Origin of the sequence: Cereibacter azotoformans (assembly GCF_021391315.1) — a bacterium.
GTDB classification, from domain to species: domain Bacteria; phylum Pseudomonadota; class Alphaproteobacteria; order Rhodobacterales; family Rhodobacteraceae; genus Cereibacter_A; species Cereibacter_A azotoformans.
The window spans coordinates 774363-794310 of the sequence record NZ_CP090021.1; the positions used below are offsets into that span (position 1 = coordinate 774363).

Sequence of the window (19948 nt, forward strand, 5' to 3'; positions counted from 1 at the left end):
CCGAAAGAAACGGAAAAGAGACACATGGTTCAGAACATCGCCATCCTCGGAGCCTCCGGCTACACGGGCGCCGAGCTGGTCAGGTTGATCGCCACCCATCCCTCGATGCGGATCGTGGCGCTCTCGGGCGACCGCAAGGCAGGCATGGCGATGTCCGAGGTCTTTCCGTTCCTGCGCCATCTCGACCTGCCGCGCCTGCAGAAGATCGACGAGATCAATTTCTCGAATGTGGACTTGGCCTTCTGCGCCCTTCCTCACGCGACCTCGCAGGAGGTGATCTCGGCCCTGCCGCGCGATCTGAAGATCGTCGATCTCTCCGCCGATTTCCGCCTCCGCGATCCGGCCGCCTACGAGACCTGGTATGGCAAGCCCCATTCCGCGCCCGAGCTGCAGAAGGAGGCGGTCTACGGGCTGACCGAATTCTACCGCGACGAGATCCGCGGCGCGCGGCTGGTGGCCGGCACGGGATGCAACGCGGCGACCGGCCAGTATGCGATCCGGCCGCTGATCGAGGCGGGCGTGATCGACCTCGACGACATCCTGATCGACCTCAAGGCCGGCGTCTCCGGCGCGGGACGGAGCCTGAAGGAGAACCTCCTCCATGCCGAGCTGTCCGAGGGCACGCACGCCTATTCCGCCGGCGGCACGCACCGCCACCTGGGCGAGTTCGACCAGGAGTTTTCGAAGATCGCCGGGCGGCCCGTGCAGGTCCGCTTCACCCCGCATCTGACGCCGATGAACCGCGGCATCCTTGCCAGCGTCCATGTCAAGGGCGACCCGCAAGCGGTGCACCGGGCCCTCGCGGACCGCTACCTCACGGAAACGTTCCTTGAGGTGCTACCTTTTGGCGCGCTCCCCTCGACACGGGATATCCGGGGGTCCAACTACGTCCATATCGGCGTGATCGGGGACCGGATCCCCGGCTGCGCCCTGGTGGTGGCGGTGCTGGACAACCTGTGCAAGGGCTCTTCGGGGCAGGCGATCCAGAATGCGAACCTGATGCTGGGGCTGGACGAGGCGGCGGGCCTCCGGCTCGCCCCGGTCTTCCCGTAAGAGCCGTTCTGCCAAGAGGGTGACATGAAGGGCCTGAAGAAGAAACGCCGCATCCAGATCATCACGCTGGCCTTCGTGGCGCTGGCGGGTTCGACGGCCCTGATCGGCTACGCCATGCGCGACGGGATCAACTTCTTCCGCTCGCCGACGCAGGTGGTCGAGGCGCCGCCGTCCGAGACCGAGGTGTTCCGCATCGGCGGGCTGGTCGAGAAGGGCAGCCTCGTGCGGGGGCAGGGCGAGACCGTCACCTTCCGCGTGACCGACACGAACGCGACCGTGCCTGTCCGCTTCACCGGCGTCCTGCCCGACCTCTTTGCCGAGGATGCGGGCATGGTCGGCACCGGCCGCCTCGTGGACGGCGTCTTCCAGGCCAGCGAGATCCTCGCCAAGCATGACGAGACCTACATGCCGAAGGAAGTGGTGGATGCGCTGAAGGAACAGGGCGTCTTCCAGCACACCGAGGACCAGCCCCAGGGCTGACCGGCCGCTCCCGCGCCGCCTCCCGATGCCGCGCACGCCGTCCTTCATTCTGGCCCAAATATCCCGGGGGCGCGGGGGCAGAGCCCCCGCTCTCACCGCTCCGCCGTGCGCGGTCTTAACCACGGCTTGAACCTCCTCCTCCAGTCTGGCCTCCGGCTGAAGACGAGGGTGAGATGCAGACGGTCCAGCAGATCGCGAAAGAGATCGTCGCCCGCGAGGGCGGCTTTGTGAACGACCCCGACGATCCCGGCGGGGCCACGAGATACGGTGTCACCATCGCCACGCTGCGGCGTCTGGGGTTCGACACGACGGGCGACGGGCGCATCGGCCTCGAGGATGTGCGCGCCGTGACCCGCGCGCAGGCCGAGGCGATCTTCGTCGAACATTACTTCCGCCGCCCCGGCATCGGCAACCTGCCCGAGGTGCTGCACCCCGGCCTCTTCGACATGTATGTCAACGCCGGCTCGAACGCGGTGAAAATCCTCCAGCGGCTCGTGTCCGAGATGGGATTTCCCTGCGCCGCCGATGGGGCCATCGGGCCCCAGACCATCCGGCAGGCGCAGGCGGCCCATGAGGCCGCGCCCGATCATCTTGCGGATGCCTACGCCGTCGCCCGCCGAAACTTCTACTATGCGCTGGCCGATGGGCGGCCCTCGTCGCGCAAGTACGCCCGGAGGAAGGACGGCGGAAAGGGCGGCTGGATCCTCCGGGCGGAAGAGTTCATGGCGCCCCGTTACCGCCTGACCGATGCCCAGCATCGGGAAAGGACCGCCTCATGGGCCTGATCGGACGCATCATCGCCGGCGGCGACGGCGTGGCCACTCTCGGGGCCGCGGTGAAGGATGTGGCGGAGGTCTTCCGCCCGAACGCCACGCGCGAGATCGAGCTTTCGGCCGAGATGCAGGGCGAGGCGCTGCAGCAATATTCCGAAGAGTTCGCCAATCCCGGCAATGGCGGGTTCGACCGGTTCGTGAACGGGGTGAACCGGCTGCCGCGGCCGATGCTCGCCTTCGGAACGCTTGCGCTCTTCAGCTTCGCCATGGTCGATCCCGAGAGCTTCGGCCGGCGCATGTCGGGTCTCGCCCTCGTGCCCGATCCGCTCTGGTGGCTGCTGGCGGCGATCGTGGGCTTCTACTTCGGCTCGCGCGAGGCGCATTACTTCCGCACCCGCCATCCAAGCGCGGCGGGGGCGGTGGCTCCCGGAGCCGCGCCCGCGGCCCGGGGCGAGGCCAATGCGGCGCTCGACGACTGGCGCGACGGGCGGAGCTGACGGCCGGGGCGGGCGCCATTGACCTGTGCGCCCGCCTCTGGCAAAGCCGGGGCAACAATCAGGACAAGCCCCGAATGAACCTCTTCACCGAAATCCGTTCTCTCGTGACCGCCGAGCTTGGCGCCATGGCCGAGGCGGGCGAGCTTCCCGCAGGGCTCGACCTGTCCGCCGTCGCGGTCGAGCCGCCGCGCGATCCGGCCCACGGAGACATGGCCACCAACGCGGCGATGGTGCTCGCCAAGCCCGCGGGCAAGCCGCCGCGCGCGATCGCCGAGGCGCTGGCCACGCGGCTTGCGGCGGATCCTCGGATTCTGTCGGCCGAGGTGGCGGGGCCGGGCTTTCTCAACCTGCGGCTGCGGCCGGCGGTCTGGCAGGGCCTCGTGGCCCGCGTGCTGCAGGCGGGCGACGCCTACGGCCGCTCGACCATCGGCGCGGGCCAGCGGGTGAACGTCGAATTCGTCTCGGCCAACCCGACGGGGCCGATGCATGTGGGCCATGTCCGCGGTGCGGTGGTGGGCGACGCGCTGGCGCGGCTTCTGGTCTTCGCCGGCTGGGACGTGACGCGGGAATATTACATCAACGACGGCGGCGCGCAGGTCGATGTGCTGGCCCGCTCGGCCTACGAACGCTACCGCGAGGCCCATGGTCTCGAGCCCGAGATCCGCGAGGGGCTCTACCCCGGCGACTATCTGATCCCGGTGGGCGAGGCGCTGAAGGCGAAGTATGGCGACAGCCTGCTCGACAAGGGCGAGCACTTCTGGCTCACCGACGTGCGCGAGTTCGCCACCGAGATGATGATGCAGATGATCCGCGAGGATCTGGCCGCCCTCGGCGTCGAGATGGATGTCTATTCCTCGGAAAAGGCGCTCTACGGGACCGGCAAGATCGAGGCCGCGCTGCAGCGCCTGCAGGACATGGGTCTGATCTATGAAGGCGTTCTGGAGCCGCCGAAGGGCAAGACCCCCGAGGATTGGGAGCCGCGCGAGCAGACCCTGTTCCGCTCGACCGCCCATGGCGACGACGTGGACCGGCCGGTGAAGAAGTCGGACGGCAGCTGGACCTACTTCGCCCCCGACATCGCCTATCACTACGACAAGGTGACCCGCGGTTTCGACCAGCTGATCGATATCTTCGGCGCCGACCATGGCGGCTACGTCAAGCGGATGAAGGCCGCCGTGGCCGCGTTGTCGGATGGGCGCGTGCCGCTCGACATCAAGCTGATCCAGTTGGTGAAGCTGTGGAAGAACGGCGAGCCCTTCAAGATGTCGAAGCGCGCCGGCACCTATGTCACGCTGCGCGACGTGGTGGAGCAGGTGGGGCCGGACGTCACCCGCTTCGTCATGCTGACGCGCAAGAACGACGCCGCGCTGGACTTCGACTTCGACAAGGTGCTCGAACAGTCGAAGGAAAACCCGGTCTTCTACGTCCAGTATGCCAATGCCCGGATCAACTCGGTGCTGCGCAAGGCGCGCGAGCAGGGGATGGACGTGGCCGACGCGGCGCTGGCCGGCGCGGATCTCGACCGGCTCGACCATCCGGCCGAGATTGCGCTGATCGCCAAGCTGGCCGAATGGCCGCGGCTGGTCGAGATCGCGGCCCGCACGAACGAGCCGCATCGCATCGCCTTCTACCTGCACGAGCTTTCCTCGGACCTGCACGGGCTGTGGAACCGCGGCAACGATGAGCCGGGATTGCGCTTCCTGCAGGACGATCCTGTGGTTTCACAGGCGAAAATCGCCCTTGCCCGGGCCGTAGGCGTTGTGATTTGCGCCGGTTTGGGTATCTTGGGGGTCACTCCGGTCGAAGAAATGCGCTGAAAACATGCATCCGCCGGGGCGTAACAGGCAAGCAGCGCCGGGGCGTGCCCCGCGCGCAGTGGGGCAGAGCATGGCGGACGTGGATTTCGACGACTTCGAGGGGTATTACGCCCCCCAGCGGCCTGCGAAGGTCCAGCGCATGATCAACATCGCAGGCGGCGTCTCGTCGATCGCGCTGATCCTCGGGCTTGCGATCTGGGGTTACAAGCTGGCGGTGCGCGACGTGAACGGCATCCCCGTGGTGCGCGCGCTGGAAGGGCCGATGCGCATCGTTCCCGACAATCCGGGCGGCGAGATCGCGGCCCATCAGGGGCTTGCCGTCAATGATGTGGCCGCGGCCGGCACGGCGGCCCCGCCGCCGGACCGGCTGGTTCTGGCGCCCAAGCCGGTGGAACTTGCCCTGGAAGATGAGCCGGGCCTCGATCAGCCGGGGGCCACTGCGGCCACATCCGCCGAAGAAAGTCTGGCGGCGACGACCGAGATCCTGCCCGAGGTCGCGGAGGAGGATGACGGCGCCGACCTTGCCGGCACGGACCTTCCGGCCCTGGACGTGGATGCCACGAAGCTCGCGCTTGCCGAGGCCCTTGCGGACACGCCGGAGCCCGAGGCCGCGGTCGAAGAGACCATGCCGCTGGTGGCCGAGCCCGGCGCCATCCGCAGCTCGCCCATCCCGCCGCCGCGCCCGGCCCGGTCCGCACGCGCGGCCGCCGCCACGCCGGCCGCTGCGCCCGCCGCCGCCGTCGCCGCGACCGAGGTGGACGCCTCGACCCTCCCGGCCGGAACGCGGCTCGTCCAGCTCGGCGCCTTCGATGATGCGGATTCGGCGCGCCGCGAGTGGGACAAGCTCGCCTCCCGCTTCGGCGCCCTGATCACCGACAAGGGCCGCGTGGTCCAGACCGCGCAGAGCGGTGGGCGGACCTTCTACCGGCTCCGCGCCTCGGGCTTTGCGGATGAGGGCGAAGCACGCCGCTTCTGCTCGGCGCTTCTGGCCGAGGACACCGCCTGCATTCCGGTCGCGCTGCGATGAGCGAAGCCGGCCGGTCGGCCACGATCTTCGGCTGCTCCGGCCCCACCCTGACCGACGCCGAGCGCCACTTCTTCCGGCAGGTTGATCCGTTCGGCTTCATCCTCTTTGCGCGCAACATCGAGAACCCGGCGCAAGTCTCGGCCCTGACGGCCGATCTGCGCGGGTCGGTCGGGCGCGACGCGCCGATCTTCATCGACCAGGAGGGGGGGCGCGTCCAGCGCCTGCGCGCGCCGCACTGGCGCGAGTGGCTGCCGCCCCTCGAGGCGGTGGGCAAGGCGAGCGAGAGCGCCGAGCGGATGCTCTGGCTGCGCTACCGGCTGATCGCGGAGGAGCTGCGCGCCGTGGGCATCGACGGCAACTGCGCTCCGGTGGCCGATGTCCTGACCCCGGCCACGCACCCGTTCCTCGCCAACCGCTGCCTGTCCGACGAGGCGGCGCGCGTGGCGCGTCTGGCGCGTGCCGTGGCCGAGGCGCATCTGGCGGGCGGCGTCCTGCCGGTGATGAAGCACCTGCCGGGCCACGGTCGCGCCGCGGCCGACACGCACCACGACCTGCCCACCGTGACCGCCGGGCGCGAGACGCTGGCCGAAAGCGACTTCGCGCCGTTCCGGGCGCTGTCGGACCTGCCGCTCGCCATGACCGCTCATGTGATCTTTGCGGCCCATGACGCCGAGCGGCCCGCGACCTGCTCGCCCGCCATGATCCGGGTGATCCGGGACGAGATCGGCTTCGGCGGCCTTCTGATGACCGATGATCTCTCGATGCAGGCGCTGTCGGGCAGCATCGGCGCGCGCGCGGGCGCGGCCATCGCCGCCGGCTGCGATCTGGCGCTGCATTGCAACGGCGATCTGGCCGAGATGGACGCGGTGGCCCTGGCCTCAGGTGACATGGGCGCGGCGACGCTGGCCCGGGCGCGGGCGGCCCTTGCCGCGCGCCGTCCGCCGGAGCCGGTTGACAGCCGGGCGCTCGAGGCCGAACATGCCGGCCTTCTGGGCGGGCATGTGCATGGCTGACGGTTGGGAAGAGACCTCCGTCCTCAGCGTCGCGGACCGGCTGGCGGCCGAGGCGCTGATCGTCGATGTCGAGGGGTTCGAGGGCCCGCTCGACCTGCTTCTGACGCTCTCCCGCACGCAGAAGGTGGACCTGCGCCGGATCTCGGTCCTGAAGCTGGCCGAGCAGTATCTGCTGTTCGTGACCCACGCCAGGCAACTGCGGATCGAGCTTGCGGCCGATTATCTCGTGATGGCGGCCTGGCTCGCCTATCTGAAAAGCCGGCTGCTGCTGCCCCCCGACCCGACCGAGGAGGGGCCTTCGGCCGAGGAACTGGCCGCGCATCTGGCCTTTCAGCTCGAACGGCTCGAGGCGATGCGCGATGCCGCCGCCCGGCTCATGGCGCGCGACCAGAAGGGACGGGACTTCTTCGCCCGCGGCCTGCCCGAGGATGTCACGCGCCACCGACAGATCAGCTACACGGTCACCCTCATCGACCTGATGCGCGCCTATGCCCGCATCCGCACCCGCGACGAGTTCCGCCCCTTCGTGATGGACCGCCACCATGTCTTCACCATGGAACAGGCGCTGGAGCGGATGCGCGGAATGCTCGGCTGGTTCGGCGACTGGGGCGAGCTGACCTCGTATCTGCCCGAGGGCTGGGACGGCCATCCGATGCGCCGCCGCTCGGCCACCGCGGCCCACTTCGCGGCGATCCTCGAGATGACCAAGCGCGGCCAGATCGAGGTCCGACAGGGCGAGACCTTCGCCCCCATCCTGATCCGCAGGAAGGAAGGCTGATGAACGAACGGCCGGAAAAGTGCCTGTTCGACGCGCCGGTGATGGCCGAGCAGGAACGGATGGTCGAGGCGATCCTGTTCGCCTCCGCCGATCCGGTGACGGTGGCCGAGCTGGCGGCCCGGATGCCGCATGGCTGCGATCCGGCCGAGGCGCTGATGCATCTGCGCAGCCGCTACGAGGGGCGCGGCGTGCATCTGGTGCGGGTGGGCGACGCCTGGGCCTTCCGCACGGCCGCCGATCTGGGCTTCCTGATGCGCAAGGAGACGGTCGAGCAGAAGAAGCTCTCGCGCGCCGCGATCGAGACGCTGGCCATCGTGGCCTATCACCAGCCCGTCACCCGCGCCGAGATCGAGGAGATCCGCGGCGTGGCCGTCAGTCGCGGCACCATCGACCAGCTGATCGAGCTGGAATGGATCCGGTTCGGCCGCAGGCGCATGACGCCCGGCCGCCCGGTGACCTTCGTCGTGACCGAGACCTTCCTCGATCACTTCGGGCTCGAGTCGGCGCGCGATCTGCCGGGGATCAAGGAACTGCGCGCGGCGGGCCTGCTCGACAACCGTCCGCCGCCGGGCAGCGCGCGGCAGCCGGACGAGGACGAGCCGGTGACGGGACAAAGCGAACTCTTCGAGGACTGACCATGATCGCTCGCGCATTCGTCAGCCGGCTCCGGCGCCTCTTCCTCGGTCGCGCGGCCGGGGCGGCCCAGGACCTCGTCCTCGGGGCACCCGGGCCCACGCGCAGCGCGCGTTCGGCGGCCAAGCTGGCGCGGAAGGCTGCGCAGAAAACCCGCCGCGCGGGCCGCTGACGACCGGATCGCGGGCAGGTTCCGGCGCTGAAATCCGCCGATGGCCCGACAGGGGCCTATCGGTTTTCCTGATCCGCTGCTAAGGGTTGCACAGGTCCCATTAGGGCCGCGGAGCGCCGTCCGCGCTCCGATACGAGACCTTTCTTTTGTTGTTTGGAGTTTCCATGTCCTCGCCTTCCTTTGCCGGACGCCTGTTCCAGACCCTCTTCTTCGAGGCGGTGGCGCTGGCGCTTGCCATCCCGCTCTACAGTCTGGCCCTTGACGTTTCGGCGCGCGCGGCGCTGACGGTGGTGCTGCCCGTGGCCGCCGTGGCCTTCCTCTGGTCCGGCCTGCATCGCCTGCTCTTCGACTGGTTCGACTGGCACCTGACCCGCCGGCCCGACACCATGCGGCCGGCCGGCACCTGGATCGTGCGCTCTCTTTCGGGCGCGGCCACCTCGCTCATGCTCACCTTTCCGATGCTGATCTGGCTGGGCGCGCAGCCCCCGCGCGAGGCGATGCTGACGGCGCTGGCGCTGGCCGGGCTTCACTGGGCGCTTGGCCTGCCGGCGCAGCTGGTCCGCGAGCGTCGCCGTGCCGCGGCGCCCGGCACCCTCATGTGCTGACGCCTCACGAGCGGGTGATCGGCAGCCGCTCGAGCATGCGGAAACGGCCGTCGGAGGCTTCGGCAAAGAGGCAGAGGCTGCCGATGCGCACGGGCTCGGCCAGAATGGGCTCGAGCAGCGGCTCGAGCACCGTCACCACCTCGGCAAGCTCGGCTTCGGGCAGTTCACCCGTCAGCGTGACGTGAAAGCGGTAATCGTCGAAGACGTAGGGATAGCCCCAGTCCGCCAGATGGCCGCGCTGCCGGGGTGTCAGCCGCTCGGGCCGTCTGCGCGCGAGTTCGGCCTCTGTCAGCGGCGCGCGAAAACCGTCAAGCGCCCGCATCACCTCGGCGGCGAGGTCCGCGAGAGGTTCCTCATTGCCCGCAGGCACCAGTGCGAGAAAGCCGCCGATGCGGTCGAGCTTAAGGCCGGGCAGGGTCACGGGCGCGAGATAGGGGCAGAGCGCCACGACCGCGGCGTGAAGGTCTGTCACGTCCGCTCCGTCGGCCAGCCGGAACGGCGGCTTCAGCGTGGCGTGCAGGCCGTACTTGCGTGGCGCCTGCGTGATGAGGGCCACATCGCGCGGCAGGTCCTCGATCGCGGGATGGGCTACCGGCTCGGCCGTCACCGGATCCCACCCCAGCCAGCTCCGGCCGAAGCGGGCGAGCGGGCCCTCGGGCGTCCAGTAGATCGCGTATCGCGAGAAACCTTCCATGCGCGTCCCTCTCTTCGCCGATCCCTCAGCATAGCGCGCTGCGGCTGCGAAGGAAGGGGCGCCAAGCCTATGCCTTCCGCAGGGCCGCGGCCAGCCAGAGGGCGGCGAGTGTGGCCGAGATGATCACGTTCCACCCGGCCATCGAGATGCCGATGAACTGCCAGGCGATCTCGTCGCAGCGCACGACCGGCCCGAGATCGACCGCAGGATTGAGCAGATCCGCCGCCGAGATGCCCTCGATGGAGCCGGTGGAGCAGGAGGCAAAGCCGAGCCACCATTTCTGCTCGACGCCCACGTGGTAGAAGCCGATGGCGGCCGATGCCGCGGCGCCAAGGCCACCCACCAGCGCCACAATCGGGGCGGGACGGAAGACGGCGACAGCCCCGGCCAGCACGGCCAGAACGTGCGGCCAGCGTTGCCAGATGCACAGCGGGCAGGGCGGAAGCTCGACGAAGAACTGGAACCCCAGCGCGCCGAGAAGCAGCCCGGCCGACCCGGCGGCGGCCACCAGCATCAGGAACCTGCGTGTCATCGCTGCACCTCCGGCATGATCCCGCGGGTTGCATCATGCGCGGCCGCGGCGGTCAAGATGAAACGAGAGTGGCGGGGCGGTCGGGCGGTTCTAGTTCGTGCAGAAGATGGCCGAGGGAGAATCGGAATGGACTGGCGCGGACGGCGGGGCAGCCGGAACATCGAGGACCGGCGGCGCTCGCGCGTGGGCAGCATCGGCGGGATCGGCGGGGCGGGGTTTCTCGCGGTGCTCCTGATCGGTTGGGCGCTCGGCGTCGATGTCACGCCCTTGCTCGAGGGCACCACGGGGTCGCAGGCCCCGCGGGAACTTTCGGCCGCGGATCAGGAGGCGGCGGAGTTCGTCTCGGTGACGCTCGCCGACACCGAGGAGGTCTGGGCCCAGGTTTTCGCCGACCAGCTCGATGCCCGTTACCGGCCGCCGGTGCTGGTGCTGTTCTCTCAGGCCACCGGCTCGCCCTGTGGCGGGGCGAACGGGGCGACCGGCCCGTTCTACTGCCCGCTCGACCGCAAGGCCTATCTCGACACCGCCTTCTTCGCGACCATGGAGCGGCAGTTGGGCGCCAGCGGCGACTTTGCGGCCGCCTATGTCGTGGCGCATGAAATCGGGCATCATGTGCAGAACGAACTGGGCATCCTCGACGAGGCCAACGCCCTGCGCGCCCGCGTCGGCGAGGCCGAGAGCAACGCGATCTCGGTTCGGATCGAGCTGCAGGCCGACTGCTTCTCGGGCATATGGGCCCGCCATGCCGAGGCGCAGTTCGGCAGCCTTGAGCCGGGGGACATCGAAGAGGCCATCAACGCGGCGCGCCGGATCGGCGACGACACGCTCCAGCGCGCGGCGGGGCGGGTGCCGATGCCCCACACCTTCACCCACGGCACCTCCGAGCAGCGGATGCGCTGGTTCGAGAGGGGCTACGGCTCTGGCAGGCTGGTGGATTGCGACAGCTTCGGCGCCGACCGCCTCTGACCGTGCGCGACGTTCGCAGCCTGCCGGGGGGGGCTGGCACCCCTTGATCGCGGCTCCGGACCGCCACATTGACGTGGGCGAGGGCGCAGGCTAAACGGACCCGCGTGCGGTTGTGGCGGAATGGTAGACGCGGGGGTCTCAAACACCCTTTCCTCACGGAGTGTCGGTTCGAGTCCGACCAGCCGCACCAGATCCCGGTTTGTTCTCAACCCATCATGCGCGCTGCCGGCGTGGCCACGAATCGCGCCCAACGCCGGGCGCGCAACCTCAGGGTGATCCGCCTCTTTCGTCTGCATCCAGGGCGGTGCGCGCGCGATCTTGCAAGCTGCGGTTGCAGTTCTTGATGCCGAAGCGCCGATCGGCCAGGGGCGCCGGGGAAGGTGGACAGGCCAAGCGCCTTCTTCGGTTGGTGCAATCCTGCGCAGGGGAGTGTTCCCAGCCTTCGGGCGAGTGCGTGACATTTTGCCATTGGCGGTTGTGCAATTGCAGCGAAACGCCTCGCCACGAGGCTCCGCGGGAGCCCGCAGCCGAGCCGACCTTCGCTTTTCCCTTTGTGCAAGCCGCGGAGGCCGCTACGTTTTTCCTGTCCCGGCTTGGCGGGATCGGACCTCGCGGCGGCGACAGTCGGCCATCGGTCGGGGTGCGGATCGGGAGTTTCAGGCACGGCTCGAGAAGCCGGACCCATTTTGAGAATGTTGGATTTCAGATTGCGCCATGCCGGCTCCGGTGAGCCACGCCCGGAGCAGAAGCCGATGGCTTCCGGTCCGCATCACCCGGCCCTTTCGGGCGGCGAAAAGGCGCTGGAGGTGTATCGGAGCATCGCGTGTCATGAGTGAATCCAGGTCCCAATCCGGCACGGTCGTTGTTGCCTGCTTCACGCCGGGCACGCTGATCGCCACGCCACGGGGAGAGGTGGCGGTGGAAGAACTCGCCGTCGGCGACCGTGTCATCAGCCGCGACAACGGGATCCAGCCCATCCGCTGGATCAGCCGCCGCCGGCTCGATCACGCGCTGCTTCTGGCCCATCCGCACCTCAGACCCGTGCTGGTCGAGAAAGGGAGCCTCGGACAGGACCTGCCCGACCGCGACATGATGGTCAGCCCGAACCACCGTCTGCTGGTCACCCGCGATCGGACGCACATCCATTTCGACGAGCCCGAGGCGCTGGTTGCGGCCAAGCACCTCGTCGGCCCGCGGGGGATCCGCGAGGTGGACTGTGGCGGCACGACCTACATCCACGTCATGTTCGACCGGCATGAGGTGGTGCTTGCCAACGGCGCCTGGTGCGAGAGCTTCCAGCCGACCGAGCGGCTCATCCACGGGATGGGCAACGCGCAACGCACCGAACTGCTCGAACTTTTCCCCAGCCTGCGCAGCAGCGACGGACTGGCCGCCTTTGGCAGGGCGCGCCCCGTTCTCGTCCCGGACAGGGAAGCCGCCCTGGTCCGCTGACAGGCAAGGCATCGGCACGGCACCCCCCAAGGCAGGCCGATGCGGAAAGGGGCTCCTCCGGGAGCCCCTTTTCGATTCCCGGCCCATGGTGACCTCAGCGGCCTGTCCGGGCCCGCCAGGCCGCCCAGTCTTCCGGCGTGTCGAGATCGGTGATGGCGCGCGCGGCCTCCAGCGCGACAGGGCGCACCCGGGCCGCCTCGCGCCTCAGGAGCGTCCGCGCCCCCGCGTCGCCCTCCAGCGCCAGCAGGTCGGCGCGAAGATCGGCCGGGAAGAGGATCGGATGGCCGGGGCGCCCGTCGGCCGAGGTCGCACGGAGGATCGCGGCGGGCGCCTGATGGTGGAGGGCGGCGAGTGCGGCAAGGTCGGACGCCTCGATCTCGGGCAGGTCGGCCAGCAGGATCAGCACCGCACGTCCCTCCGGCACCGCCCCGAGGCCCGCCCGGATCGAGGCCGAGAGGCCGCTTGCGGCGTCGGCGACCGTCACGCGGGTCAGGTCGAGCCCGTCGAGAGCCGCCACACGGGCCGGGCGGTCGGGCGGCAGCGTCACGACCAGCGGCAGTCCGGCCTCCAGCGCCCTGGCTGCCTGGAGGCGGAGGAGGGGCACGCCCCCCACCGGCTCCAGCAGCTTGTCCGCACCCCTCATGCGGCGCGAGGCCCCCGCCGCCAGCAACAGCACGACGGGAGCGAGGGGCGCCACTTCAGCGCCCGGGGATCAGCCCGCGCGGCGAGAAGCGCAGCACGATCAGCAGGATCAGCCCCATCGTCAGCAGCCGCATGTGCGCCGCGGAGTCCTGCAGATGGACCTTCAGCCAGGAACCGTCGGCCATGCCGGCCGTCACCGCGCCCATGACCGCAAGGCCGATCGGCTCGACCATCACCCACAGCCACCAGATCAGGAAGCCGCCCAGCACCGCGCCCCAGTTCGAGCCCGACCCGCCGACGATCACCATCACCCAGACCAGGAAGGTGAAGCGCAACGGGTTGTAGGTGCCCGGCGTGAGCTGGCTGTCGAGCGTCGTCATCATGGCGCCGGCAATGCCGATCACCGCCGCGCCCAGCACGAAGATCTGCAGGTGCCGCCGGGTGACGTTCTTGCCCATGGCGGCGGCGGCCACCTCGTTGTCGCGGATCGCGCGCATCATCCGCCCCCAGGGAGACCTCAGCGCGAGTTCGGACAGGGTGATGATGATGGCCAGGACGGCCACGAACAGCGCCGCATAGCAGAGCTTGACCACGATGGCCGAGGCCGTCACCGGATCGAAGCCCCAGCCCTGCGCCCAGGAGACGAACGCGGCGCTGCGTTGCAGATCGACCTCGTAGGGCACCGGCCGCGGCAGCGAGATCATGTTCTTGACCCCGCGGGCCAGCCAGTCCTCGTTCTTCATCACCGCGATGATGATCTCGGCAATGCCCAGCGTGGCGATGGCGAGATAGTCCGAGCGGAGCCCCAGCGCCGTCTTGCCGATCGCCCAGGCGGCGATGGCGGCCAGAAGGCCTCCGGCCGGCCAGGCCAGCAGCACCGGAAGTCCGAGGCCGCCGATATTGCCGGTCAGGGCCGGGTTGATCGCCTCGATCGCCGCCACGGCCGGGTCGAAGAGCGCGCGGAAGGCGAAGAAGCCGCCGATCAGAACGGCCAGCAGCGCCAGCGTCCGCGTCCAGCCGGCCCGCAGGCGGCGCCAGATCGCGACCGCCGCGGCGAGGGTGGCCGCCGCCAGCGCCAGCGCGCCCAGGATCCCCCAGCCGCCGGCCGCGAAGGCGCCCGGCACGGGCTGCGCCGCCGTCAGCACCACCGCAAGCCCGCCGAGCGCCACGAATCCCATCACGCCGACGTTGAAGAGGCCGGCATAGCCCCACTGCATGTTCACGCCGAGCGCCATGATCGCCGAGATCAGCGCCATGTTCAGGATGCCGAGCGCCGAGTTCCAGCTCTGCAGCATCCCCGTCGCGATGAAGAGCAGCGCCACGAAGGCAAAGAGAAGGAGGTTGCGGTTCATACCGATTTCCCCTTGAAGAGCCCGGTGGGCATGAACAGCAGCACGATGATCAGGATGGCAAAGCTCACCGCGAACTTGTAGTCGGTGGACATGAGCTGCACGAGCCCGTCGGGCGCCAGCGCGTCGGGCAAGAGGTAGGTCGCCACCTTCTTCCAGGCGTAGGTCACCGTCACCTCCGAGAAGGCGATGACGAAGCCGCCCGCGATCGCGCCGATCGGGCTTCCAAGCCCGCCCACGATCGCCGATGCGAAGATCGGCAGCAGGAGCTGGAAGTAGGTGAAGGCCTTGAAGCTCTTGTCGAGCCCGTAAAGCACGCCCGCCGTCGTCGCCAGCGCCGCCGCCAGGATCCAGGTCACGGCCACGACGCGCTCGGGGTTGATGCCCGAGAGCAGCGCCAGATCCTCGTTGTCGGAAAAGGCGCGCATGGACTTGCCGGTGCGGGTGCGGTTCAGGAACCAGAAGAGCGCGGCCACCACGATGACGGCCGTCACGACGGTGATCGCCTGCGTGGTCCGGATGGCCAGCCCCTCCGAAAGGCCCGTCATGTTGCGGAAGTCGCCGGCGGTGATCAGGAACCGCTCGCCGTCGGTGAAGCCGATCTCCTCGACACCGATGATGAAGCGCACGATCCCGTTCATCACGAACATCACGCCCAGCGAGACGATGACGAGGATGGTCGGCGCCGCCTTCTGCCTGCGGTAGAAGCGATAGACCGCGCGGTCGGTGCCCAGCACCAGCGCCGCCGTCACCGCAATGCCGAGCGGCAGGGCCAGGAGCGCCGTGGGCAGCGGCCCCGCGCTCACGCCCGCCGCTTGCAGGCCCCAGGTGCCAAGGATCGTCACCATGGTGCCGAAGGCCATCGTGTCGCCGTGGGCGAAATTGGAAAAGCGCAGGATGCCATAGATCAGCGTGACGCCGAGCGCACCCAGCGCCAGCTGCGCCCCGTAGGCCAGGCCCGGCACGAAGACGAAATTGAGGAAGGCCACAAGAGCGTTCAGGATGTCCATGCGTCAGCCTCCGAGGAAGGAACGGCGGACCTCGGGGTCGGCCATCAGCGCGGGCCCCGTGTCGGTGAATCGGTTGGCGCCCTGCACGAGCACATAGCCGCGGTCGGCGATCATCAGCGCCTGCCGGGCGTTCTGCTCGACCATCAGGATCGAGATGCCGGTGCGGGCGACCTCGATGATGCGGTCGAACAGCTCGTCCATCACGATCGGCGAGACGCCGGCCGTGGGCTCGTCCAGCATCAGCACCTTGGGCTGGGTCATCAGCGCGCGGCCCACGGCCACCTGCTGGCGCTGGCCGCCCGAAAGCTCTCCCGCCGGCTGGCGGCGCTTCTGCTTGAGGATCGGGAACAGGCCATAGACCTGCTCCATGGTGCCCCGGATGTCGTCGCGGCGCAGGAAGGCGCCCATCTCGAGGTTCTCCTCGACCGTCATCGAGGTGAAGATGTTGTGGGTCTGGGGCACGAAGGCCATCCCCTTGGCCACGCGCGCCTGCGGCGAGAGCGCGGTGATATCCTCGCCATCAAGCCGCACATGGCCCGCGCGCAGCTTCAGCATCCCGAAGACCGCCTTCATGGCGGTGGACTTGCCCGCGCCGTTCGGCCCCACGATCACCGCGATCTGGCCCTTCTCCACGGCCAGCGTGCAGCCGTGCAGGATGTCGGCGGCGCCATAGCCGCCCGTCATGTTCTCGCCGATGAGGAAGGGCTCAGCCACGGCGGCCTCCCGCACGGGCGTGCCCCTTCATTCTGGCACAAATATCCCCGCCGGAGGCTCCGACAGCGGCCTCCCGCACCACGCCGGAGGTCTCACGCATGACCCGCCACCTTGTTCTTGAGGCCGGTGCCGAGATAGGCCTCGATCACCCGCTCGTCATTCTTCACTTCCTCGACCGTGCCTTCCGCCAGGACCTTGCCCTCGGCCATGCAGATGACCGGGTTGCAGAGGCGGGCGATGAAATCCATGTCGTGCTCGATCACGCAGAACGTATAGCCGCGCTCCTCGTTCAACCGCACGATGGCGTCGCCGATCGTGTTGAGAAGTGTCCGGTTCACGCCCGCGCCCACCTCGTCGAGGAACACGATCTTGGCATCCACCATCATGGTGCGGCCAAGCTCCAGGAGCTTCTTCTGCCCGCCCGAGATGTTGGCGGCCTTCTCGTCGGCGAGATGCGAGATCGTCAGGAACTCCAGCACCTCGTCGGCCTTGTCGCGCAGGCGCCGCTCTTCGGCCTCCACCGCGCCCCGCCGGAACCAGGCGTTCCACAGCGTCTCGCCGGACTGCCGGGCCGGAACCATCATGAGATTTTCCCGCACGCTCATCGAGCCGAACTCGTGCGCGATCTGAAAGGTGCGCAGAAGGCCCTTGTGAAACAGTTCGTGCGGCGGCAGGCCGGTGATCTCCTCGCCGTCCATCGTGACGCGGCCCGAGGTCGGCTTCAGCCGCCCGGCGATCACGTTGAAGAGCGTGGTCTTGCCCGCCCCGTTCGGTCCGATCAGCCCGGTGATCGAGCCGGTGGCGATCTGCAGCGAGGCGCCGTCCACGGCGCGGAATCCGCCGAAGTGCCTGTGCAGGTTCTCGACTGCTATCATGCTTTCCCCTTTGCCCGCCGATCCGCGCCCTCCCGCACCGCCGGGTCCGTTCTTCTTAATGGCAACGGCCCAAGGCGCACCCTCTCGCGCGCCCCGGGCCGTCCCGGTCCCTTATACGTTCGCCTGCCTTAGCGGAAGCGGTCCGTGACGAACTGACCGTCCTTGACGGTATATTCGCGGAAGCTGCCCGCGCTTTCGCCGGGGCCGATCAGTTCGACGCTGGTGGCGCCCACATAGTCGATGTCGGTGCCCGCCTTGAGCAGTTCGATCGCCTTGGCCAGATCGCCAGGATAGATCTTTTCCCCAGGCGCGTTCGCCACTTCCTCGATCTTGGCCTTGTAGTCGGCCGGTGCGGACGAGCCCGCCGCCTGCATGGCGAGTAGGATCAGCGAGGCCGCGTCGTAGCTCTCGCCCACATAGGAGGAGGTGCCGTCGAAGCCCGCTTCCTTCGCCATGTCGAGAATCTTCGTCGCACCTTCGCTGTCGGTGCCCGGCACGGTGCCGAACGAGCCGTCGAGCGACGAGCCGATGGCCTGCACGAGCGAGTCGCCATACATGCCGTCCGGCAGGAAGAAGGTCTCGAAGGCGCCGGTGTCGAGCGCGCCCTGGATCACGCCCTTGCCGCCCTGATCGACATAGCCCGCCACGACCAGCATGTCGCCGCCCGCCGCCGCCAGCGCCGCGACCTCGGCCGAATAGTCGGCCTTGCCGTCCTCGTGCGCGGCCGAGATCGTGACCGTGCCGCCGGCCTTCTCGAAGGCCGCCTGGATCGAGTCCGCCAGCCCCTTGCCGTAGTCGTTGTTGGTGTAGGTGATCGCGACGGAGCCCATGCCGCGTTCCTGCAGAATCTCGGCGATCACCTCGCCCTGGCGGGCATCGGAGGGCGCGGTGCGGAAGAACAGCCCGTCATCCTCGGCTTCCGACAGCGCGGGCGAGGTGGCCGAGGGCGAGATCATCACGACGCCGTTCGGACGGGCGACGTTCTGCAGCACCGCCCCGGTCACGCCCGAGCAGTCGGCGCCCATGATGCCCTGCACCTTGTCCGAGGTCACGAGACGTTCGGCCGCAGCCGTTGCCGCCGCCGCATCGACGCAGGTCGAGTCCGCCCGCACCACCGTCACCTGCGCGCCATCGAGCAGCGTGCCCGCCGCATTCACCTCGTTGACCGCAAGCTCCGCACCCGCAGCCATGCTGGGCGTGATCGATTCGAGCGGGCCGGTGAAGCCCAGGATGATGCCGAGCTTGACATCCTGTGCCGAGGCGGCACCGGCAAGCGCCACGGTAGCCGTTCCGGCCAGAAGCAGCTTCTTCATTGTTCAACTCCCTGATTGGATCGAAATCCTGCGGCCGACCCTATTTTGCCGCAAGGAAAAAGAAAAGGGAGCATCGCGGCGCCTCGGGAGCGGCACCCTGACCCGGCGGCGACGGGTCGCATCTGCAGGTGGGGCGCCCGGCTGTGGGCGCGCGAGCGGGCTGCGGGAAACGTGCGGCCGGCGTCGCGCGCACAAGGGCATCAGGGAACGGATCCGGCCCGGCACCTCTGGCGCCGGGCCCGGACCTCAGGCGAGGCGCACCAGCTTGTGCTTCTTCCGGCCGATCGAGACCTTGAGTTCGTCGCCGATCATGGCCGCCGTCACGGGCGCGTTGGCATCGCTCACCGGCTCGTTGTTGAAGCGCAGGCCATTCTCGGCCACGAGGCGCTTGGCCTCCTTGCCCGACGTGACGAGGCCCGCCACCACGAGGAAATGCGTGACCGAAAGACCCTCTCCCAACGTCGCGGGAGCGATCTCCACCACCTCGAGCGCGCCTCCGACGCCCCCCTGCTCGAAGACCGCCCGCGCCGTGGCCTCGGCCGCCTCGGCCGCCTCGCGCCCATGCAGAAGCGTCGTCACCTCATTGGCCAGCCGGATCTTCGCGCCGTTGATCTCGGCCCCCTGCAGCGCGCCCAGCCGGTCGCATTCCTCGACCGGAAGCTCGGTGTAGAGCTTCAGGAACCGGCCCACGTCCGCATCGGTCGTGTTGCGCCAGAACTGCCAGAAGTCGTAGGGCGCCAGCATCTCGCCCGACAGCCAGACGGCGCCACCGGCCGACTTGCCCATCTTGCGCCCGTCCGATGTGGTCAGGAGCGGCGAGGTCAGGCCGAAGATCTCGCCCTCGAGCACGCGGCGCGTCAGGTCGATGCCGTTGACGATGTTGCCCCACTGGTCCGAGCCGCCCATCTGCAGCCGGCAGCCGTAGCGCCGGAACAGCTCGAGGAAGTCATAGGCCTGCAGGATCATGTAGTTGAATTCGAGGAACGACAGCGACTGCTCGCGGTCGAGCCGGCTCTTCACGCTCTCGAACGAGAGCATCCGGTTGACCGAGAAATGCCGGCCGATGTCGCGCAGGAAATCGAGGTAGTTCAGGCTGTCGAGCCACTCGGCGTTGTTCAGCATCAGCGCGCCCGTCGCGCCGTCGCCGTAATCGAGGTAGCGCGCGAAGACCTGCTTCATCCCGGCGATGTTGGCGTCGATCTTCTCGGGCGTGAGCAGCGGGCGCTCCTCCGAGCGGAAGGACGGATCGCCCACCTTGGTCGTGCCGCCGCCCATCAGCGTGATCGGCTTGTGCCCGGTCTTCTGCAGCCAGCGCAGCATCATGATGTTCAGCAGATGCCCGACATGCAGCGAGGCCGCCGTCGCATCATAGCCGATATAGGCAGGCACGACCCCCTTGGACATGGCCTCGTCCAGCGCCTGCATGTCGGTGCAGTCGGCGAGGTAGCCGCGTTCCTGCATCACGCGCAGGAAGTCGGATTTGGGATGGTAGGTCATCGGTCCCTCGTGCCTTGGGCGGTCGTCACAGCTATGATGGCGGGGTATATCCGTGG

At 68.8% G+C, this 19948-nt stretch carries 22 protein-coding genes and 1 tRNA gene; 14 read left to right on the forward strand and 9 right to left on the reverse strand.

Annotated elements, in window-relative coordinates:
- Window positions 1-24 precede the first annotated feature (24 nt).
- The 11 genes from argC to LV780_RS03905 all read left to right on the forward strand — a co-directional run bounded on the left by argC (window position 25) and on the right by LV780_RS03905 (window position 8848).
- On the forward strand, window positions 25-1053 hold the full coding sequence (gene argC, locus LV780_RS03855; protein WP_011907946.1) for an N-acetyl-gamma-glutamyl-phosphate reductase: 1029 nt from the start codon (window positions 25-27) through the stop codon (window positions 1051-1053).
- A 24-nt stretch (window positions 1054-1077) separates the two neighbouring features.
- A complete protein-coding gene (ccmE, locus tag LV780_RS03860; protein WP_011907947.1) occupies window positions 1078-1533 on the forward strand; it encodes a cytochrome c maturation protein CcmE in 456 nt (151 codons plus the stop codon).
- A 173-nt stretch (window positions 1534-1706) separates the two neighbouring features.
- Window positions 1707-2318 carry a holin-associated N-acetylmuramidase gene (locus tag LV780_RS03865; RefSeq protein WP_108221734.1) on the forward strand — a complete coding sequence of 204 codons (612 nt, stop codon included), beginning with the start codon at window positions 1707-1709 and terminating at the stop codon, window positions 2316-2318.
- Window positions 2309-2803, forward strand: coding sequence for a holin family protein (locus LV780_RS03870; protein WP_108221737.1), 495 nt, complete (start codon window positions 2309-2311; stop codon window positions 2801-2803). Before LV780_RS03865 ends, LV780_RS03870 begins: the two co-directional genes overlap by 10 nt.
- Window positions 2804-2877: 74 nt before the next feature.
- Window positions 2878-4620: an arginine--tRNA ligase gene (argS, locus tag LV780_RS03875; RefSeq protein WP_101341946.1), complete on the forward strand. Its 1743-nt coding sequence runs from the start codon at window positions 2878-2880 to the stop codon at window positions 4618-4620.
- Between the two features lie 70 nt (window positions 4621-4690).
- The gene (locus LV780_RS03880) at window positions 4691-5647 is read left to right on the forward strand and encodes an SPOR domain-containing protein (RefSeq protein ID WP_108221739.1); all 957 of its coding nucleotides are present in this window, start codon (window positions 4691-4693) and stop codon (window positions 5645-5647) included.
- A complete protein-coding gene (locus LV780_RS03885; protein WP_108221741.1) occupies window positions 5644-6660 on the forward strand; it encodes a glycoside hydrolase family 3 N-terminal domain-containing protein in 1017 nt (338 codons plus the stop codon). Before LV780_RS03880 ends, LV780_RS03885 begins: the two co-directional genes overlap by 4 nt.
- Window positions 6653-7438, forward strand: coding sequence for a segregation and condensation protein A (locus tag LV780_RS03890; RefSeq protein ID WP_044248604.1), 786 nt, complete (start codon window positions 6653-6655; stop codon window positions 7436-7438). The genes LV780_RS03885 and LV780_RS03890 overlap by 8 nt, the downstream gene beginning before the upstream one ends.
- Window positions 7438-8073, forward strand: coding sequence for an SMC-Scp complex subunit ScpB (gene scpB, locus LV780_RS03895; protein WP_108221743.1), 636 nt, complete (start codon window positions 7438-7440; stop codon window positions 8071-8073). The genes LV780_RS03890 and scpB overlap by 1 nt, the downstream gene beginning before the upstream one ends.
- Window positions 8074-8075: 2 nt before the next feature.
- Window positions 8076-8243, forward strand: coding sequence for a hypothetical protein (locus LV780_RS03900; RefSeq protein ID WP_181318535.1), 168 nt, complete (start codon window positions 8076-8078; stop codon window positions 8241-8243).
- A 164-nt stretch (window positions 8244-8407) separates the two neighbouring features.
- The gene (locus LV780_RS03905; protein ID WP_101341711.1) at window positions 8408-8848 is read left to right on the forward strand and encodes a chlorhexidine efflux transporter; all 441 of its coding nucleotides are present in this window, start codon (window positions 8408-8410) and stop codon (window positions 8846-8848) included.
- Between the two features lie 4 nt (window positions 8849-8852).
- Here LV780_RS03905 and LV780_RS03910 read toward each other — a convergent pair whose 3' ends face one another.
- Window positions 8853-9542 (reverse strand): DUF1045 domain-containing protein, encoded by a 690-nt coding sequence (locus tag LV780_RS03910; protein WP_108221745.1) that lies wholly within the window; start codon window positions 9540-9542, stop codon window positions 8853-8855.
- Window positions 9543-9609: 67 nt separating this feature from the next.
- Entirely contained in the window at window positions 9610-10074 is a 465-nt protein-coding gene (locus LV780_RS03915) for a disulfide bond formation protein B (protein WP_108221747.1), read from the reverse strand.
- Between the two features lie 126 nt (window positions 10075-10200).
- Between LV780_RS03915 and ypfJ the strand changes: the two genes are divergently transcribed.
- The 3 genes from ypfJ (at window position 10201) to LV780_RS03930 (ending at window position 12492) form a co-directional block, all read left to right on the forward strand.
- A complete protein-coding gene (gene ypfJ / locus LV780_RS03920) occupies window positions 10201-11040 on the forward strand; it encodes a KPN_02809 family neutral zinc metallopeptidase (RefSeq protein WP_108221748.1) in 840 nt (279 codons plus the stop codon).
- Between the two features lie 106 nt (window positions 11041-11146).
- Window positions 11147-11230 (forward strand) — tRNA-Leu (locus tag LV780_RS03925).
- Between the two features lie 638 nt (window positions 11231-11868).
- Window positions 11869-12492, forward strand: coding sequence for a Hint domain-containing protein (locus LV780_RS03930; RefSeq protein ID WP_117344881.1), 624 nt, complete (start codon window positions 11869-11871; stop codon window positions 12490-12492).
- 94 nt (window positions 12493-12586) lie between these two features.
- Here the strand turns inward: LV780_RS03930 and LV780_RS03935 are convergent, their stop codons facing one another.
- The 7 genes from LV780_RS03935 to tyrS form a co-directional block, all read right to left on the reverse strand.
- Window positions 12587-13135 (reverse strand): nucleotidyltransferase family protein, encoded by a 549-nt coding sequence (locus LV780_RS03935; protein WP_044248609.1) that lies wholly within the window; start codon window positions 13133-13135, stop codon window positions 12587-12589.
- Window positions 13136-13190: 55 nt separating this feature from the next.
- Window positions 13191-14486 carry a branched-chain amino acid ABC transporter permease gene (locus tag LV780_RS03940; RefSeq protein ID WP_117344882.1) on the reverse strand — a complete coding sequence of 432 codons (1296 nt, stop codon included), beginning with the start codon at window positions 14484-14486 and terminating at the stop codon, window positions 13191-13193.
- Window positions 14483-15493, reverse strand: a complete 1011-nt coding sequence (locus LV780_RS03945) for a branched-chain amino acid ABC transporter permease (protein ID WP_108221751.1) — start codon at window positions 15491-15493, stop codon at window positions 14483-14485. The genes LV780_RS03940 and LV780_RS03945 overlap by 4 nt, the downstream gene beginning before the upstream one ends.
- A gap of 3 nt (window positions 15494-15496) precedes the next feature.
- On the reverse strand, window positions 15497-16207 hold the full coding sequence (locus LV780_RS03950) for an ABC transporter ATP-binding protein (protein ID WP_044248611.1): 711 nt from the start codon (window positions 16205-16207) through the stop codon (window positions 15497-15499).
- Window positions 16208-16299: 92 nt separating this feature from the next.
- On the reverse strand, window positions 16300-17082 hold the full coding sequence (locus tag LV780_RS03955; protein ID WP_108221753.1) for an ABC transporter ATP-binding protein: 783 nt from the start codon (window positions 17080-17082) through the stop codon (window positions 16300-16302).
- A gap of 128 nt (window positions 17083-17210) precedes the next feature.
- Window positions 17211-18395 carry an ABC transporter substrate-binding protein gene (locus tag LV780_RS03960; protein WP_011907969.1) on the reverse strand — a complete coding sequence of 395 codons (1185 nt, stop codon included), beginning with the start codon at window positions 18393-18395 and terminating at the stop codon, window positions 17211-17213.
- A gap of 246 nt (window positions 18396-18641) precedes the next feature.
- Complete coding sequence (gene tyrS / locus LV780_RS03965; protein ID WP_108221755.1) at window positions 18642-19892, reverse strand: tyrosine--tRNA ligase; 1251 nt, start codon at window positions 19890-19892, stop codon at window positions 18642-18644.
- Window positions 19893-19948: the final 56 nt, after the last annotated feature.

Coding starts and splice junctions, on each gene's coding strand:
- argC (WP_011907946.1), top strand. CDS start 25: ATGGTTCAGAACATCGCCATCCTCGGAGCCTCCGGCTACACGGGCGCC.
- ccmE (WP_011907947.1), top strand. CDS start 1,078: ATGAAGGGCCTGAAGAAGAAACGCCGCATCCAGATCATCACGCTGGCC.
- LV780_RS03865 (WP_108221734.1), top strand. CDS start 1,707: ATGCAGACGGTCCAGCAGATCGCGAAAGAGATCGTCGCCCGCGAGGGC.
- LV780_RS03870 (WP_108221737.1), top strand. CDS start 2,309: ATGGGCCTGATCGGACGCATCATCGCCGGCGGCGACGGCGTGGCCACT.
- argS (WP_101341946.1), top strand. CDS start 2,878: ATGAACCTCTTCACCGAAATCCGTTCTCTCGTGACCGCCGAGCTTGGC.
- LV780_RS03880 (WP_108221739.1), top strand. CDS start 4,691: ATGGCGGACGTGGATTTCGACGACTTCGAGGGGTATTACGCCCCCCAG.
- LV780_RS03885 (WP_108221741.1), top strand. CDS start 5,644: ATGAGCGAAGCCGGCCGGTCGGCCACGATCTTCGGCTGCTCCGGCCCC.
- LV780_RS03890 (WP_044248604.1), top strand. CDS start 6,653: ATGGCTGACGGTTGGGAAGAGACCTCCGTCCTCAGCGTCGCGGACCGG.
- scpB (WP_108221743.1), top strand. CDS start 7,438: ATGAACGAACGGCCGGAAAAGTGCCTGTTCGACGCGCCGGTGATGGCC.
- LV780_RS03900 (WP_181318535.1), top strand. CDS start 8,076: ATGATCGCTCGCGCATTCGTCAGCCGGCTCCGGCGCCTCTTCCTCGGT.
- LV780_RS03905 (WP_101341711.1), top strand. CDS start 8,408: ATGTCCTCGCCTTCCTTTGCCGGACGCCTGTTCCAGACCCTCTTCTTC.
- LV780_RS03910 (WP_108221745.1), bottom strand. CDS start 9,542: ATGGAAGGTTTCTCGCGATACGCGATCTACTGGACGCCCGAGGGCCCG.
- LV780_RS03915 (WP_108221747.1), bottom strand. CDS start 10,074: ATGACACGCAGGTTCCTGATGCTGGTGGCCGCCGCCGGGTCGGCCGGG.
- ypfJ (WP_108221748.1), top strand. CDS start 10,201: ATGGACTGGCGCGGACGGCGGGGCAGCCGGAACATCGAGGACCGGCGG.
- LV780_RS03930 (WP_117344881.1), top strand. CDS start 11,869: ATGAGTGAATCCAGGTCCCAATCCGGCACGGTCGTTGTTGCCTGCTTC.
- LV780_RS03935 (WP_044248609.1), bottom strand. CDS start 13,135: ATGAGGGGTGCGGACAAGCTGCTGGAGCCGGTGGGGGGCGTGCCCCTC.
- LV780_RS03940 (WP_117344882.1), bottom strand. CDS start 14,486: ATGAACCGCAACCTCCTTCTCTTTGCCTTCGTGGCGCTGCTCTTCATC.
- LV780_RS03945 (WP_108221751.1), bottom strand. CDS start 15,493: ATGGACATCCTGAACGCTCTTGTGGCCTTCCTCAATTTCGTCTTCGTG.
- LV780_RS03955 (WP_108221753.1), bottom strand. CDS start 17,082: ATGATAGCAGTCGAGAACCTGCACAGGCACTTCGGCGGATTCCGCGCC.
- LV780_RS03960 (WP_011907969.1), bottom strand. CDS start 18,395: ATGAAGAAGCTGCTTCTGGCCGGAACGGCTACCGTGGCGCTTGCCGGT.
- tyrS (WP_108221755.1), bottom strand. CDS start 19,892: ATGACCTACCATCCCAAATCCGACTTCCTGCGCGTGATGCAGGAACGC.